This is a genomic window from Pseudomonas sp. NPDC079086, from assembly GCF_044542155.1.
Classification (GTDB): Bacteria; Pseudomonadota; Gammaproteobacteria; order Pseudomonadales; family Pseudomonadaceae; genus Aquipseudomonas.
The window spans coordinates 1,114,331-1,128,107 of the sequence record NZ_JBITTY010000001.1; the positions used below are offsets into that span (position 1 = coordinate 1,114,331).

14 protein-coding genes are annotated in these 13,777 nt (G+C 61.3%); 12 read left to right on the forward strand and 2 right to left on the reverse strand.

Annotated elements, in window-relative coordinates; translation table 11 throughout:
* Positions 1-129: 129 nt before the first annotated feature.
* Complete coding sequence (locus tag ACIGEK_RS05280) at positions 130-1,065, reverse strand: LysR family transcriptional regulator (RefSeq protein ID WP_397492278.1); 936 nt, start codon at positions 1,063-1,065, stop codon at positions 130-132.
* Between the two features lie 108 nt (positions 1,066-1,173).
* Between ACIGEK_RS05280 and ACIGEK_RS05285 the strand changes: the two genes are divergently transcribed.
* The 7 genes from ACIGEK_RS05285 (at position 1,174) to ACIGEK_RS05315 (ending at position 8,766) form a co-directional block, all read left to right on the forward strand.
* A complete protein-coding gene (locus ACIGEK_RS05285) occupies positions 1,174-2,940 on the forward strand; it encodes an amidohydrolase (RefSeq protein WP_397492279.1) in 1,767 nt (588 codons plus the stop codon).
* A 123-nt stretch (positions 2,941-3,063) separates the two neighbouring features.
* Entirely contained in the window at positions 3,064-3,810 is a 747-nt protein-coding gene (locus ACIGEK_RS05290; protein WP_397492280.1) for a TorF family putative porin, read from the forward strand.
* A gap of 208 nt (positions 3,811-4,018) precedes the next feature.
* Positions 4,019-5,440: a signal recognition particle-docking protein FtsY gene (gene ftsY / locus ACIGEK_RS05295; protein ID WP_397492281.1), complete on the forward strand. Its 1,422-nt coding sequence runs from the start codon at positions 4,019-4,021 to the stop codon at positions 5,438-5,440.
* Between the two features lies 1 nt (position 5,441).
* Positions 5,442-6,110 (forward strand): cell division ATP-binding protein FtsE, encoded by a 669-nt coding sequence (gene ftsE, locus ACIGEK_RS05300; protein WP_397492282.1) that lies wholly within the window; start codon positions 5,442-5,444, stop codon positions 6,108-6,110.
* Positions 6,107-7,126, forward strand: coding sequence for a permease-like cell division protein FtsX (ftsX, locus tag ACIGEK_RS05305; RefSeq protein ID WP_397492283.1), 1,020 nt, complete (start codon positions 6,107-6,109; stop codon positions 7,124-7,126). Before ftsE ends, ftsX begins: the two co-directional genes overlap by 4 nt.
* A 112-nt stretch (positions 7,127-7,238) precedes the next feature.
* A complete protein-coding gene (rpoH, locus tag ACIGEK_RS05310) occupies positions 7,239-8,093 on the forward strand; it encodes an RNA polymerase sigma factor RpoH (protein WP_397492284.1) in 855 nt (284 codons plus the stop codon).
* Between the two features lie 61 nt (positions 8,094-8,154).
* Positions 8,155-8,766, forward strand: a complete 612-nt coding sequence (locus tag ACIGEK_RS05315; protein ID WP_397492285.1) for a hypothetical protein — start codon at positions 8,155-8,157, stop codon at positions 8,764-8,766.
* A 1-nt stretch (position 8,767) separates the two neighbouring features.
* On the opposite strand, the gene mtgA is transcribed toward ACIGEK_RS05315, so the two are convergent.
* Positions 8,768-9,505 carry a monofunctional biosynthetic peptidoglycan transglycosylase gene (mtgA, locus tag ACIGEK_RS05320; protein WP_397492286.1) on the reverse strand — a complete coding sequence of 246 codons (738 nt, stop codon included), beginning with the start codon at positions 9,503-9,505 and terminating at the stop codon, positions 8,768-8,770.
* Positions 9,506-9,572: 67 nt separating this feature from the next.
* Between mtgA and ACIGEK_RS05325 the strand changes: the two genes are divergently transcribed.
* From ACIGEK_RS05325 to ACIGEK_RS05345, 5 genes are all read left to right on the forward strand, one after another.
* Positions 9,573-9,959, forward strand: coding sequence for a DUF423 domain-containing protein (locus ACIGEK_RS05325; protein WP_397492287.1), 387 nt, complete (start codon positions 9,573-9,575; stop codon positions 9,957-9,959).
* Between the two features lie 102 nt (positions 9,960-10,061).
* The gene (gene thiS, locus ACIGEK_RS05330) at positions 10,062-10,262 is read left to right on the forward strand and encodes a sulfur carrier protein ThiS (protein ID WP_397492288.1); all 201 of its coding nucleotides are present in this window, start codon (positions 10,062-10,064) and stop codon (positions 10,260-10,262) included.
* 57 nt (positions 10,263-10,319) lie between these two features.
* On the forward strand, positions 10,320-11,114 hold the full coding sequence (locus ACIGEK_RS05335; protein WP_397492289.1) for a thiazole synthase: 795 nt from the start codon (positions 10,320-10,322) through the stop codon (positions 11,112-11,114).
* Between the two features lie 146 nt (positions 11,115-11,260).
* The gene (gene trmB / locus ACIGEK_RS05340; RefSeq protein ID WP_397492290.1) at positions 11,261-11,980 is read left to right on the forward strand and encodes a tRNA (guanosine(46)-N7)-methyltransferase TrmB; all 720 of its coding nucleotides are present in this window, start codon (positions 11,261-11,263) and stop codon (positions 11,978-11,980) included.
* Between the two features lie 183 nt (positions 11,981-12,163).
* Positions 12,164-13,507 (forward strand): DUF1329 domain-containing protein, encoded by a 1,344-nt coding sequence (locus ACIGEK_RS05345; RefSeq protein ID WP_397492291.1) that lies wholly within the window; start codon positions 12,164-12,166, stop codon positions 13,505-13,507.
* Positions 13,508-13,777 lie beyond the last annotated feature (270 nt).

Consider the following 13,777-nt stretch of genomic DNA (forward strand, 5'->3'; position numbering starts at 1 on the left):
CGGCCGTGAAACCACCGAAGCTGTTTTGCCGCGCGCCAGGCAGAGGCGGATTCTAACGGCAAGCGGCGCACAACAGAACCGTGAGACATTGCCGGTGTGGGCCGGTTCCACCCGCGTCGTCGATAGTGCTCAGCCCTCTGCTGCAGGGCTGAGTCCCAATCCGCGGGCGTCGAGAAATGTGGCCAGGTAATCGATAAAGGCCTGAACCTTGCGCGTGGCCCGCCGGTGGCTGGGGTATACGGCGAGGATCAGCGGGCCGAAGGCATCCGGGTCGAAGTCGTACTCGCTCATGACCTGCACCAGCTGACCACTGTCCAGATAAGGCTGCACGCTCCAGGTCGGGCAGCCATACAGACCAGATCCGCTGAGTGTATTGGCTAGCAATAAGTCGTAGTTGTCGCTTTCCAGGCGGGCATTTGGCACCGGGACGCGCAGGCACACACCGTTGTGCGCCAGCCGCCAGTAATGCTGGTCCAGCGAGGGATGGCGATAGAGCAGCCATTGGTGCCGGCTGAAGTTCTCCGGGCGTAAAGGTGTTGGGTTGCTCGCTAAGTAGGCCGGGCTGGCGCACAGCACGATACGGTTGTGCCCCAGCGGTTTGGCGATCAACCCCGGCAGGTCGCTGCGGCCCTCGCGTAAGGCCAGGTCATAGCCGCCCTCGACCAGGTCGACAAAGGCGTCGCACAGGTCCACGCGCAGACGCAACTGCGGATGGGCGGCGAGAAAGCCACCGCACGCCTCATCGAGAAAGGCCCTGCCGAACGCCAGTGGTGCGGTCAGGCGCAGGTTGCCATGCAAGCCGTGCTTGAGCTGGCCGATTTCTTCGCCGGCATCGTGCAGGCGTTGCAGCACCTGGCGTGCGGTATCCAGATAGAGCCGGCCGGCTTCGGTCAGCGCGGTGCGGCGGGTGCTGCGTTCGAAAAGCTGCGCGCCGAGCTCGGCTTCCAGATGGCTGACCGCCTTGGTCAGGGCCGAGGGGGTTTTACCCAACTGCTCGGCCGCGCGGCTAAAGCTGCCGTGCTCGGCGGTGGCGACAAACATGCTCAGGGCGCTGAGCTTGTCCATAGAGTTTTTCCTGTTCGGCAAAAGCGTTTTGCTTGGCGCGGCGGTTCTGCACTGCTGTGCCAGGCGCTAGTCTCGCGGCGAAACCAATAAGAACAAGAGGCTAAGGCAATGCAACGATTTATTCCAAGCCTGTTGGCCGCCGCCATGGCTTTTTCCTCGATGGAAGCCATGGCCGCCGCCGACCTGCTGCTATTTAACGGCAAGGTGTACACCGCAGAACCCGGCCAGCCTCTGGCTCAGGCCGTGGCGGTAGAGAACGGCAAGATCCTCAAGGTCGGCAGCGATGCCGAGATCAAGGCGTTGGCCGATGCCGACACGCAGCTGATCGACCTGGCTGGCAAGGTGCTGATGCCAGGCATGATCGACACCCACAGCCACCCGGTCATGGGGGCCATGGCCAGCTTGCGCGCCAATCTGTATGACGAGGTGCTGCCCCTGGCCGAGCTGGAGCAGTGGATTATCGAGCAGGACAAGGCCGGTACCGCGCGTATGGGCGACTTGATCGTGATTTCCGGAGCCAGTTCGGCCTATTGGGAACAGAGCGCGGGTCTCGGCACGGTCTTCAATCAGGGCCGCTGGGCTGATCAGCCGCTGGTGCTGGATGGCATCGATGGCCATACCGGCTGGGCCAACAACGCCATGCTCGCGCGGGTGAAGATCGATGCGGCGCTGGTGAAAAGCCTGCCGGAGAAGGAGCGCAACTATATCGGCCACGCCGCCGACTTCACCCCCAATGGCTACCTGGCGGAAAACGGCTGGGATCGTGTGCGCAGCCAGTACCCTGCACCCAGCGACGCCGACATGCTCGGCGCTGCCCGCGAGGCGGTGAAGATCAACAACCAGGTCGGCGTTACCGCCTGGATGGACGCTGCGGCCAATGCTGGTGATGGCGACAGCCTGTTCGAGTTACGCCCCACCGAGCAGGATGTCGGCGTATTACCGCTGTACCGTAAGCTGGCCGAAAACGGCGAACTCAGTGCCCACGTCGCGGCGCTGCTGATTACCCATCCGCAGAGCAAGCCGGACGATCTCGACGTGCTGGCTAAGGTCATGCGGCAATTCCGGGGTGTGCCAAACCTGACGTTCCCCGGCATCAAGATCTTCGCTGACGGGGTGATGGAGTTCCCCGGGCAGACCGCCGCGGTGATCGACCCGTTCAAGAACAGCCTCAAGCGCGGCGAACTGCTGATCGACCCGAAGAGTTTCGGCCAATTGGCCGTGGCGGCCGAGCAGCATGGCTGGATCATGCACGTGCATGCGGTCGGCGATCGCGCGGTGCGTGAGGCGCTGAATGGCTTCGAGTACGCCCGCTCGCTCAAGCCATCGCCGGTGCCGCACAGCATCAGCCACCTGCAACTGGTTAACCCCAAGGAATTCCCACGCTTCAAGCAGTTGGGCGTAATCGCCTCGATGCAGCTGCTCTGGGCCACCGCGGAGAGCTACACCGAGGAGCTGGTCAAGCCCTATATCAGCGCCTCGGCCTACCAGTTCCAATACCCAGCGCGTTCGCTGCATGAGGCCGGTGCGACCATTGCCGGGGCCAGCGACTGGCCGGTGTCCAGCCCCAATCCGTGGAACGCCATCGCTCAGGCCAGCACCCGTAAAGGGCCGCTGGGGGTGCTGAATGCCAAGGAAAGCATCGACCGGCAGACCATGTTTCAGGCTTACACCTTGAATGCGGCCAAGGCGTTGCGCCTGGACAGCCAGATCGGCTCCCTGGCCCCCGGCAAGCAGGCCGACCTGATTGTGCTCGACCGCGATGTATTCACGGTCAGCGATGAGCAGCTGTTCGACACTCAGGTGCTGCAGACCTTCTTCGCCGGCAAGGCGGTGTACAGCGCCGAACCGGGTAAGGCCGTCGCCCAGGCGCAATAAGCCCCGAGCAACACAGTCTGCCCCGCCCCACCTAAACGGTACTGCTCCCCGTTACGGCCGGGGGCGGGCGCAGCCTTCAGCGTCAGCCCTATCGCGTCAGCCAATAACAACAAGGAAATACCCATGCACGCAGTCAACGCCATAACCCTGGCAGGCCTCACCCTGCTCGCCTTGAACACGGCGCACGCCATTGAGCTGAACGATCAGTTCGCCCTGACGGTCACGCCCATGCTGACCAGCGATTACCGCTCCAGCGGTATCTCGCAGACACTGGGCGATCCAGCCGCCCAGCTGGATGTGATGCTCAGCCATGTCAGCGGTGCCTACCTCGGTGCCTGGACCAGCAACGTCGAATTCGGCTACGACTGGGAGAGCGACGATGACTACGGTACCCGCCAGGAGATCGACTACTACGCCGGCTACTACTGGCAGATCACCGATGCCATCAGCCTGGACGGCTACTACAACAAGTACACCTGTCCGGGTGAAAGCCAGTTCAATGGTGGCGACATCTACCTGACCTTGGACGCCTACGGCTTCTTTATCGGCGGCAAGCATTCGGTCGACACCGATGAGAACTACTTCAACACCTATGTCGGCTACCGCACCCAGCTGCCGCTGGAAGTCGGCCTGGAGCTGCGCTATGAGAACGTCGATCAGAAGGACGATGTGTTCTTCAATGCCGATTACACCCAGGCCGAGCAGGACTACAACAACTGGGAAATCAAACTGACCCGCGACCTGGTGGGTGCCACCTGGGGCCTGACCTATATCGATACCGATCTGTCGGATGCCGAGTGCGCCAGCTTCAGCGGTTACGACGATCTGTGCAGCGCCACTGTGGTGGCCAGCGTCAGCAAGGCCTTCTAAGCGGCAGTACAAGCTGTCGGACGGGCCCGCTTGGTCTTAGCGCCGGCGGGCGCGGAGGTGCTAGGATACGCATCCGTTTTACTGGCGGCCGTGTCTGCTGGAGCATCCGGGTATTACTGCGCACACTCTTCAGCTCTGTTGCGCTGCGTGGGTAATACTTTCTGAGCCTTGTACCGACGTGTCGCACCTTTCGAGATAGCCGTCCTCCATGTTTGGTCCCAACGACGACAAAAACACTCCATCGCCTTCCGCTCCGGCCTCTGCCGAGAAGCCTGCGGAGAAGAAAGACCTGTTCGGCTGGCTGCGCAAGAAGCCGCAAGCACCGGCCAGTCCTGAGCCGCAACAGACGCCCGTCAGTGAGCAGCCTGTTGCTCCGACTGTTGTCGAGCCTGCGCCCGTTGCGCCGCTAAGCGAAGTCGCTGCGCCCGTTGAGTCGCCGGCCATTCCCGCAGAAGTCGTTGCCGAACCACAGCCTACGCCGGTGGTCCCAGTCCCGGTTGAGCAGGCTGTCGCTCCCGCGCTGCCTCAAACCAGCGAAGCCAACCCGCAGCCACGGCCGTCGCGTTTCCGTATCAATGCCGGCAGCGAAGTGCTGCATGCCCATATTGAACAGCCAGCGCTGGTTGAGCCGGTTGTCGCGCCGCCAGTGGCCGAGCCTGCAGTCGTGCAACCTGTCGCCGCTCCGGTCAAAAGCGCCGAGGAAACTCGGGCGGGCTTTCTCGAACGCCTCAAGCAAGGTCTGTCGAAGACCAGCGCCAGCCTCGGCGAAGGTATGGCCAGCCTGTTTCTCGGCAAGAAGGCCATCGACGATGACCTGCTCGAAGACCTGGAAACTCGCCTGCTGACCGCTGACGTGGGCGTCGAGGCCACCACGGCGATCATCGGTAACCTGACCAAACGTGTGGCGCGCAAGGAACTGGCCGACAGTGGCGCGCTGTACAAGGCGCTGCAGGATGAGTTGGTTGCGCTGCTCAAGCCGGTCGAGCAGCCGCTGAAGATCGACAGCAGCAAGCAGCCCTATGTGATTCTGGTGGTCGGCGTAAACGGCGCCGGCAAAACCACCACCATCGGCAAGCTGGCGAAGAAACTCCAGCAGGATGGCAAGAAGGTCATGCTCGCCGCCGGTGACACCTTCCGCGCCGCCGCCGTCGAGCAGTTACAGGTGTGGGGCGAGCGTAACCAGATTGCGGTGATTGCCCAGCACACAGGCGCTGATTCCGCCTCGGTGATCTTCGATGCGGTGCAGGCGGCCAAGGCGCGCGGCATGGATGTGCTGATCGCTGACACCGCAGGTCGTCTGCATACCAAAGACAACCTGATGGAAGAGCTGAAGAAGGTCCGTCGGGTGATCGGCAAGCTGGATGACACCGCGCCGCACGAAGTGCTGCTGGTGCTGGACGCCGGCACCGGGCAGAACGCGATCAATCAGGCCAAACAGTTCAATCAGACGGTCAACCTTACCGGTCTGGCGCTGACCAAGCTGGACGGCACCGCCAAGGGCGGGGTGATCTTTGCCCTGGCTAAGCAGTTTGCGTTGCCGATTCGCTATATCGGGGTGGGCGAGGGTATTGATGATTTGAGGACTTTCGAGGCCGAAGCTTTCGTTCAGGCGCTGTTCGCGGAGAAATAGGATGATCAAATTCGAGCAGGTCGGTAAGCGCTACGCCAACGGCCATGTCGGGCTGCACGAGCTGAGCTTCCACGTGCGCCGTGGCGAGTTCCTCTTTGTCACTGGTCACTCCGGGGCGGGCAAGAGTACTTTGCTGCGCCTGTTGCTGGCGATGGAGCGGCCAAGCAGCGGCAAGCTGCTGCTGGCCGGGCAGGATCTGTCGCATATCACCAATGCACAGATTCCATTTTTGCGCCGGCAGATCGGCGTGGTGTTCCAGAACCATCAGCTGCTGTTCGACCGCAGTGTGTTCGACAACGTGGCACTGCCACTGCAGATTCTCGGCCTGTCCAAGGACGAGATAGGCACCCGCGTGCGCACCGCGCTGGAGCGCGTGTCGCTGGCCGACAAGGCCGAGCAATCACCAGGCGACCTGTCTACCGGTCAGCAGCAGCGCGTCGGTATCGCCCGCGCTGTGGTACATCGCCCGGCTCTGCTGCTGGCGGATGAGCCCACCGGTAACCTCGATCCGCGCCTGGCGGCCGAGATCATGGGCGTGTTTGAGGACATCAACCGCCTCGGCACCACCGTGCTGATCGCCAGCCATGACCTGGCCCTGATCGCGCGTATGCGCCACCGCATGCTGACCCTGCAGCGCGGCCGCTTGATCGGCGACGGGGAGGCTGCATGAGCGCTACCCGCATGCCACCGCCACAACCGGCGCAGCGCGTCGGCGCAGCGCCGAAGAAGTCTGAGTCGCCGACCCCGGGCGATGACGGCCCAAGTTTTTCCCAACAGCTGCATGCCTGGCTGGAAAACCACCGCGCCAGTCTGGTCGACAGCCTGCGTCGGTTGGGTAAACAGCCGATTGGCAGTTTCTTTACCTGCCTAGTGATGGCCGTTGCTCTCAGCCTGCCCATGGGGTTGGCGCTGCTGCTGGATAACGTCGAGCGCCTGGGCGTGTCCTGGCAGCGTGCGGCGCAAGTTTCCCTGTTTCTGCAGATCGACGCCACCGACGCTCAGGGCCAAGCGCTGCGCGAGCAGATTGCGGCAATGGACGATGTGGAAGAGGCCGAGTGGATCAGTCGCGAACAGGCCCTGGCCGAGTTTCAGCAGCAGTCCGGTCTTGGCGAAGCGCTTAAGGAGCTGCCGGATAACCCGCTGCCTGGGGTGATTGTGGTGACGCCGCAGCAGGTCGACAAGGTCGCCCTGGAAGCACTGCGTCAGCGTTTGGCCGAGTTGCCGCGGGTGCAACAGGCGCAGCTGGATCTGCTCTGGGTCGAGCGTCTGAGCGCCATGCTCAAGCTGGGTGAGCGCTTTGTCTTCGGCCTGACCCTCTTGCTGGTGATGGCGCTGCTGCTGGTGATCGGCAATACCATTCGTCTGCATATCGAGAACCGCCGCACCGAGATCGAGGTGATCAAGCTGGTCGGCGGCACCGACAGCTATGTGCGTCGGCCCTTCCTCTATATGGGCACGCTTTACGGTTTGGGCGCTGGGCTGCTGGCTTGGCTGCTGTTGGCCTACGGCCTGGGCTGGCTGAATGATGCCGTGGTGCGCCTGGCCGGTTTGTACGGCAGCGACTTCGCCCTGGCGGGCGTGCCGATAGCCGATGGTCTATCACTACTGCTCGGCGCGGTGCTGTTGGGCTATATTGGCGCTTGGCTGGCAGTCGCAAGGCACTTGAACGAACTGGCACCCAGATAGTAAGTTATTGTTTTGCTTGATATTGACTATGTGTAAGGGAACTTGTACCGAGGTACAAAGTCCCATGGGGCAGTGCTAGACTGCTTCACGATTCGTAAGTCGGAGGATTCAAATGTCCACTTCTTTGCAACCTGTTCATGCTCTGGTTCCGGGTGCCAACCTGGAGGCATACGTGCATGCGGTGAACGGCATCCCGCTGTTGACCCCTGAGCAGGAGCGTGAACTGGCGGAAAGTCTCTTCTACAAACAAGACCTCGAGGCCGCCCGGCAAATGGTGCTGGCTCACCTGCGTTTTGTTGTGCATATCGCCCGCAGCTACTCCGGTTACGGTCTGGCCCAGGCTGACCTGATTCAGGAAGGCAACGTCGGCCTGATGAAGGCGGTCAAGCGCTTCAACCCAGAAATGGGTGTGCGCCTGGTGTCGTTTGCCGTGCACTGGATTCGCGCCGAGATCCACGAGTTCATCCTTAAAAACTGGCGCATCGTCAAAGTCGCCACCACCAAGGCGCAGCGCAAACTGTTCTTCAACCTGCGCAGCCAGAAGAAGCGTTTGGCCTGGCTGAACAACGACGAAGTGCATGCCGTGGCCGCAAGCCTGGGCGTTGAGCCGCGTGAAGTGCGCGAGATGGAAAGCCGCCTGACCGGCCATGATATGGCCTTCGATCCGGCTGCCGAGGCGGATGACGAAAGCGCCTTCCAGTCGCCGGCGCATTATCTGGAAGATCACCGCTACGACCCGGCACGTCAGCTGGAAGATTCGGACTGGAGCGACAGTTCCAACGCCAATCTGCACGAAGCGCTGGAAGGTCTGGACGAGCGCAGCCGTGACATTCTTTACCAGCGCTGGCTGGCCGAAGAAAAAGCCACGCTGCATGACCTGGCCGCCAAGTACAACGTGTCGGCCGAGCGTATCCGGCAGCTGGAAAAAAACGCGATGAACAAGCTCAAGGGCTCGATCGCCGCGTAAATCGCGCTACTGTCAGAAGCCGCACCTAGGTGCGGCTTTTTTATGGCCAAGGAAAACCTCGATGAAATTACCGCCCATACGCCCGCAGCACTGGCTGATCTTTGCCGTGGTCGCCGCCTTGTTCTTTGCCTGGGGCGCATGGCTGATGCGTCCGCAGCCGGCCGCACAACCTTTGCCCTGGCTGGCGCAATGGCAAACCAAGGTGCTGACTCCGTTGGCCGATGATCGCCTGAGTTTGGTGCACCTGAAGGATGCTCTGGAGGGCGAGCTTTGGCTGCAGCCCAATCTGGACGGCGCCCGCCTGCTGTATCGCGGTGAGCTGCAGGATGCTGATGGTAATTGGTCGCTGGAGGCAGAAGTCGGTCTGGATAAAGCCGAACGCGAGAGCCTGCTGACCGCCGCTGGGCTGAAACCGACGGATAAGGAGCAGCCACTGGGTAGCCAGCTGCTGGTGTCATTGGCCAATCGCCCGATTATTGCGCTGACCCTGTTACCGCCTGCTCCACTGGATGCTGCGCGGCTGGCCGCGAGCATCGGTCAGCCGCGTCTTACCCTCGAGCTGGTGCAAGGGCAGGCCTGGGTGTATCCCGAGCTGGGCATGACCGCGCACCTGCAGGACGACGAGCTGTATTTCCTCTATGCAGTGCCGCGGCATCTGCTCAAGCAGCGCTGAGTCAGAGGTCTTTTAACTGCGCCGGCCACCACTCTGGATGGCTGGGTTGCAGGCGGTTGAGGTAGTGACTGCCGCCCAGTTGCCACATCTGCTGACGAATCCAGCTGGCCCGCAGGCTGATGCGCGCGCTGGGACGGCTGGCGCTCCATTCACGCGGGTTTGGTAGCACTGCGGCCAGCAGACTGCTCTGCTGGCGTGACAGATAGGGCGCGCCGACCTTGAAGTGATGCCGCGCCGCCGCTTCGGCGCCGAACACGCCGTCGCCCCACTCGACGCTGTTGAGGTACACCTCAAGAATCCGTCGCTTGGGCCAGAGCAGTTCGATCAGGCCGGTGAACCACACTTCTATGCCCTTGCGCAGCCAGCTGCGGCCGGACCAGAGGAACAGGTTCTTCGCCACCTGCTGGCTGAGGGTGCTGGCGCCGCGTAGCGAGCCGCCTTGCTGGTTGTGCTCCAGGGCTGCCTGGATGGCCGCGACATCAAAGCCCCAGTGGTCGGCGAATTTTTGATCCTCGCCGGCAATTACCGCCATCTTCAGATCGTCAGGCAGTTCACTCCACGGCCGCCAACTGCGCTGTAGGTCGATGGGCTGATCGTCGAGCCAGGATTCGACCTTGCGCTCGACCATCAGTGCCGTGCCGGGTGGTGGTACCCAGCGGAATAACAACACCAGCAGTACCGAGCCGAGGATCAGCCAGAGCAGGAGTTTGAGCAGGCGGCGGGCGATGGATCGAAACATGCGTGCTTGGCCAGGGTGATTTTGCCGGCCATTATAGCCAGCCCTGTCTTTATAGCTGGAGTGATGCATGGCTCGTCTGTGGTTATTGCTGTCCGCTTGTGCCGGTTTTACCGGTGTCGCTTTGGGCGCCTTTGCTGCGCATGGCCTGAAGCATCAGCTGACGCCGGCCTATCTCGCGGTGTTTCAAACCGGCACCCATTACCAACTGATTCACGCACTGGCGTTGTTTGGCGTAGGTTTGCTGGTAATGCTGCGGCCTACGCCGCTGATCAATTGCGCCGGCGCGCTTTTTGCCCTGGGCATCTTACTGTTCTCTGGCAGCCTGTATGCCCTGACCTTGAGCGGCATCAGTGCGTTGGGCGTGGTCACGCCCTTCGGTGGTCTGGCGTTTCTCGCCGGCTGGTTGTGCCTGGGTGTGGCGGCTTGGAAGCTCGGTGCGCGCAATACGGCTTGACCCGCAAGTCAGAAAATAGGGCGGGCGGTAGCCTTCAGCCTTGGTCAATGCCCATGATCAGGCTAGAATGCCGGCCCTTTTCCCAGTTGTGACCGACCCGTCATGCATGTTCAGTTAAACGGTGAAGCATTCGAATTGCCCGACGACACAACCGTCGCCGAGTTGATCGACCGTCTGGATCTGGCCGGACGTCGCGTGGCGGTTGAACTCAATCTGGATATCGTGCCGCGCAGCCAGCACGCCGCCACCGCCTTGCGCGAGGGTGACCGGGTTGAAGTGGTGCACGCCATCGGCGGTGGTTGATCACCGCTCATCGGTTTATCGCGTTCTGACTGCCGCCCACCTTCACGAGGATTACCCATGAGCCACGCGCCCAGCGACAAGCCCTTTACCCTGGCCGGCCGTACCTACCAGTCGCGTCTGCTGGTGGGTACCGGTAAGTACAAGGACCTCGAAGAAACCCGCCTGGCCATTGAGGCCTCAGGTGCCGAGATTGTCACCGTGGCGGTGCGCCGGACCAATATCGGGCAGAACCCGGGTGAGCCGAACCTGCTGGATGTGATCAGCCCCGAGCGCTACACCATCCTGCCGAATACCGCCGGTTGCTATGACGCCGTAGAGGCGGTGCGCACCTGCCGTTTGGCTCGTGAGCTGCTGGACGGTCACAAGCTGGTCAAGCTGGAAGTGCTGGCTGACCAGAAGACCCTGTTCCCCAATGTGATCGAAACCCTCAAGGCCGCCGAAGTGCTGGTCAAGGATGGTTTCGACGTGATGGTGTACACCAGCGATGACCCGATCATCGCCCGCGAGCTGGCGGCCATGGGCTGTATCGCGGTGATGCCGCTGGCCGGTCTGATCGGTACTGGCCTGGGCATCTGCAATCCGTACAACCTGCGCATCATTCTTGAAGAAGCTACCGTTCCCGTATTGGTCGATGCCGGCGTGGGCACTGCGTCCGATGCCACCATTGCAATGGAACTGGGCTGCGAGGCGGTGCTGATGAACAGCGCGATTGCCCATGCACAGAATCCGATTCTGATGGGCGAGGCGATGAAGCACGCGATCATTGCCGGGCGCATGGCCTACCTGGCTGGGCGCATGCCGAAAAAACTTTATGCCAGCGCTTCTTCGCCGCTGGATGGCCTAATCAAGTAAGGACTACGATTTGCTGCGCGTCGGCCCTGCTGCGTTAGAAACAGGCTCGGAATGCTCATGTACAAAAGTACACTCCGCTTCCTCTCCTGTTTCTGCCTTGCATAGCTCTAGCTCGCGAAATCGTAAAAGCACTTTAAGAGCACAGCATGACTGAATTACAGCAACAACCTGAGCCTGCTGAAGACACTTCCAAGCACCGCGCGATCAAGAGTTTCGTGATGCGTGCTGGACGCATGACCGAAGGCCAGCAACGTGGTCTTGATCAGGGCTGGCCGAAGTTCGGCCTGCAGTTGGAGGATGGTCTGCGCGATTTCGATCAGGTGTTCGGTCGTACTGCGCCGCGCACCTTCGAAATCGGCTTCGGCATGGGCCATTCCACCCTGGAAATGGCCGCTGCTTCGCCCGAACAGGATTTTATCGGGGTGGAAGTACACCGCCCGGGTGTTGGTGCACTGCTCAACGGCTTGATGACGCAGAACCTCAGCAACATGCGCGTCTACAGCTGCGATGCGATGGACGTACTGCGCACCTGTGTGGCCGACGCCAGCCTGGATCGGGTGCTGCTATTCTTTCCTGACCCGTGGCACAAGGCTAAACATAACAAGCGGCGCATCGTACAACCGGCGTTTGCCGAGCTGGTACGGCAGAAGCTCAAGGTCGGCGGTGTGTTGCACATGGCCACCGATTGGCAGCCCTACGCCGAGTACATGTTGGAAGTGATGAGTGTGGCGCCTGGCTTCCAGAATCAGGCCGAAGATGACCAATACGTACCGCGCCCGACGGAGCGCCCAACGACCAAGTTCGAGCGCCGCGGCGAGCGACTGGGGCATGGCGTGTGGGACCTGAAGTTCCAGCGCATCGATTGATTGATCCACGCGCTGAGGTATCGGCGCAGCAAGACCGTAAGCACAAGGACGATTGCACAAGATCGGAATAATCCGACGCCCGCCAGGACGGCTCCTCACCAAGACGGCACATAAACCCGGGCAGCACTGCCCCGGTCATAAAAACAGCAGCCCTGCCTTTGGCCAGGCTGCGAGGAGATCGCTGTGTTGAGAACGCTTTCAATTCTGCTGCTGGCTACGTGCGCGTTACAGGCACAGGCCAAAGTCGACAGTACCCAGGCAGCACGCCTGGGTCAGGACCTAACGCCGCTTGGCGGTGAGCGCGCGGGGAATGCAGCTGGCACCATCCCCGCCTGGGACGGTGGCCTGGCGCAGCCGCCAGCCAACTACCAGCCGGGCATGCACCACCCAGACCCCTACAGCGCCGATGCGCCGTTGTATCAGATCAACAGCCAGAATCTGGTGCAGTACCAGGCGCAGCTGCCGGCCGGCCTTAAGGCATTGCTGGAAAAGAACCCGGATTACTTTCTGCGGGTATTCCCGACCCGGCGCAGCGCGGCCGCGCCGCAGCGTATCTATGACGCTACGCGCTTCAATGCGCAGACTGCCGAACTGATTTCCGGCGGTAATGGTGTCGCCGGTGCGGCAGCCGGTATTCCCTTCCCGCTGCCGACAACCGGTCAGGAAGTTATCTGGAACCACATCATGCGTTACCGTGGAGATCAGATTAGCTTTGTTACCAACCAGGCTGCAGTGCTGAGCAACGGTGCTTACAACCTGCTCAAATTGGAACGCGATATTTACTTCCTCTACGGTCGTGAAGGCGTCAGCCCGCAGGACTTGGACAACACCCTGTTCTACTACAAGTACAAGGTGGTAGCGCCGGCCAAGCTCGCCGGTTCAGCGCTGGTGGTGCAGGAAACCCTCGACCAGGTACTGGCAATCCGTAAAGCCTGGCGCTTCAACCGTGGCGAGCGCCGCGTGCGCCGCTTGCCGATGCTGGCCTATGACACCCTGCAACCAGACACCAACGGCATGGCCACTGCAGACGTGGTCGATTCTTACAATGGCGCGCCGGATCGTTACGAGTGGACGCTTGTCGGCAAGCAGGAAATGCTGGTGCCATACAACAGCTATGCCGTGCATCAGAAGGGCATCCCTTACGACAATATCCTGCGTAGCAACACCGTCAACCCGGAGCTGCTGCGCTATGAACTGCACCGTGTATGGGTGGTCGAGGCCGAGCTGCGTAAAGGCTTTAGCCATCCATATGCCAAACGTCGCTTCTATATCGACGAGGACAGCTGGCAGATCCTTGCCGCTGACCTCTACGACAAGAGCGGCGAGCTGAGCGGCGTGCAGGAAAGCCACCCGATCAGCTATTACGACGTGCCGATGTTTGGCAGCACCCTGGAGACCATCTACGACTTCAAGGGCAAGCGTTACTTTGTCGATGGCCTGGATAACAACGAGCCGATGTACAACTTCAACGCCAAGTTGGGTCCTCGTGACTTCACCCCGCAGGCGCTGCGCCGCGAAGGTAACTGAACCTCGTCGGTAGCACTGGAAAAAACCGCCTCTTCGCAGGCGGTTTTTTATTTGTGGGTAACTGCGGCGATTCGTGTTCGCGGGGCGTTTCTGCTTTGCGTCCGCTATCAACTTATTGGTTATGCAGGGCATGTCAGGGCATGTCAGGGCATGTCTACTGCTGGCTGCGGTGTTGCTGAGTGGTTTGCGTAGCTGGGCAAGAGCATTTCTGGCGGGGCTATCAGCACGGTCCGCCGGTACGCTTACAGTCGCCGGATCGCACGCGGTTCA

Coding starts and splice junctions, on each gene's coding strand:
- trmB (WP_397492290.1), top strand. CDS start 11,261: ATGACTGAATTACAGCAACAACCTGAGCCTGCTGAAGACACTTCCAAG.
- ftsE (WP_397492282.1), top strand. CDS start 5,442: ATGATCAAATTCGAGCAGGTCGGTAAGCGCTACGCCAACGGCCATGTC.
- ACIGEK_RS05290 (WP_397492280.1), top strand. CDS start 3,064: ATGCACGCAGTCAACGCCATAACCCTGGCAGGCCTCACCCTGCTCGCC.
- ftsY (WP_397492281.1), top strand. CDS start 4,019: ATGTTTGGTCCCAACGACGACAAAAACACTCCATCGCCTTCCGCTCCG.
- rpoH (WP_397492284.1), top strand. CDS start 7,239: ATGTCCACTTCTTTGCAACCTGTTCATGCTCTGGTTCCGGGTGCCAAC.
- ftsX (WP_397492283.1), top strand. CDS start 6,107: ATGAGCGCTACCCGCATGCCACCGCCACAACCGGCGCAGCGCGTCGGC.
- ACIGEK_RS05285 (WP_397492279.1), top strand. CDS start 1,174: ATGCAACGATTTATTCCAAGCCTGTTGGCCGCCGCCATGGCTTTTTCC.
- ACIGEK_RS05325 (WP_397492287.1), top strand. CDS start 9,573: ATGGCTCGTCTGTGGTTATTGCTGTCCGCTTGTGCCGGTTTTACCGGT.
- thiS (WP_397492288.1), top strand. CDS start 10,062: ATGCATGTTCAGTTAAACGGTGAAGCATTCGAATTGCCCGACGACACA.
- ACIGEK_RS05280 (WP_397492278.1), bottom strand. CDS start 1,065: ATGGACAAGCTCAGCGCCCTGAGCATGTTTGTCGCCACCGCCGAGCAC.
- ACIGEK_RS05315 (WP_397492285.1), top strand. CDS start 8,155: ATGAAATTACCGCCCATACGCCCGCAGCACTGGCTGATCTTTGCCGTG.
- ACIGEK_RS05335 (WP_397492289.1), top strand. CDS start 10,320: ATGAGCCACGCGCCCAGCGACAAGCCCTTTACCCTGGCCGGCCGTACC.
- mtgA (WP_397492286.1), bottom strand. CDS start 9,505: ATGTTTCGATCCATCGCCCGCCGCCTGCTCAAACTCCTGCTCTGGCTG.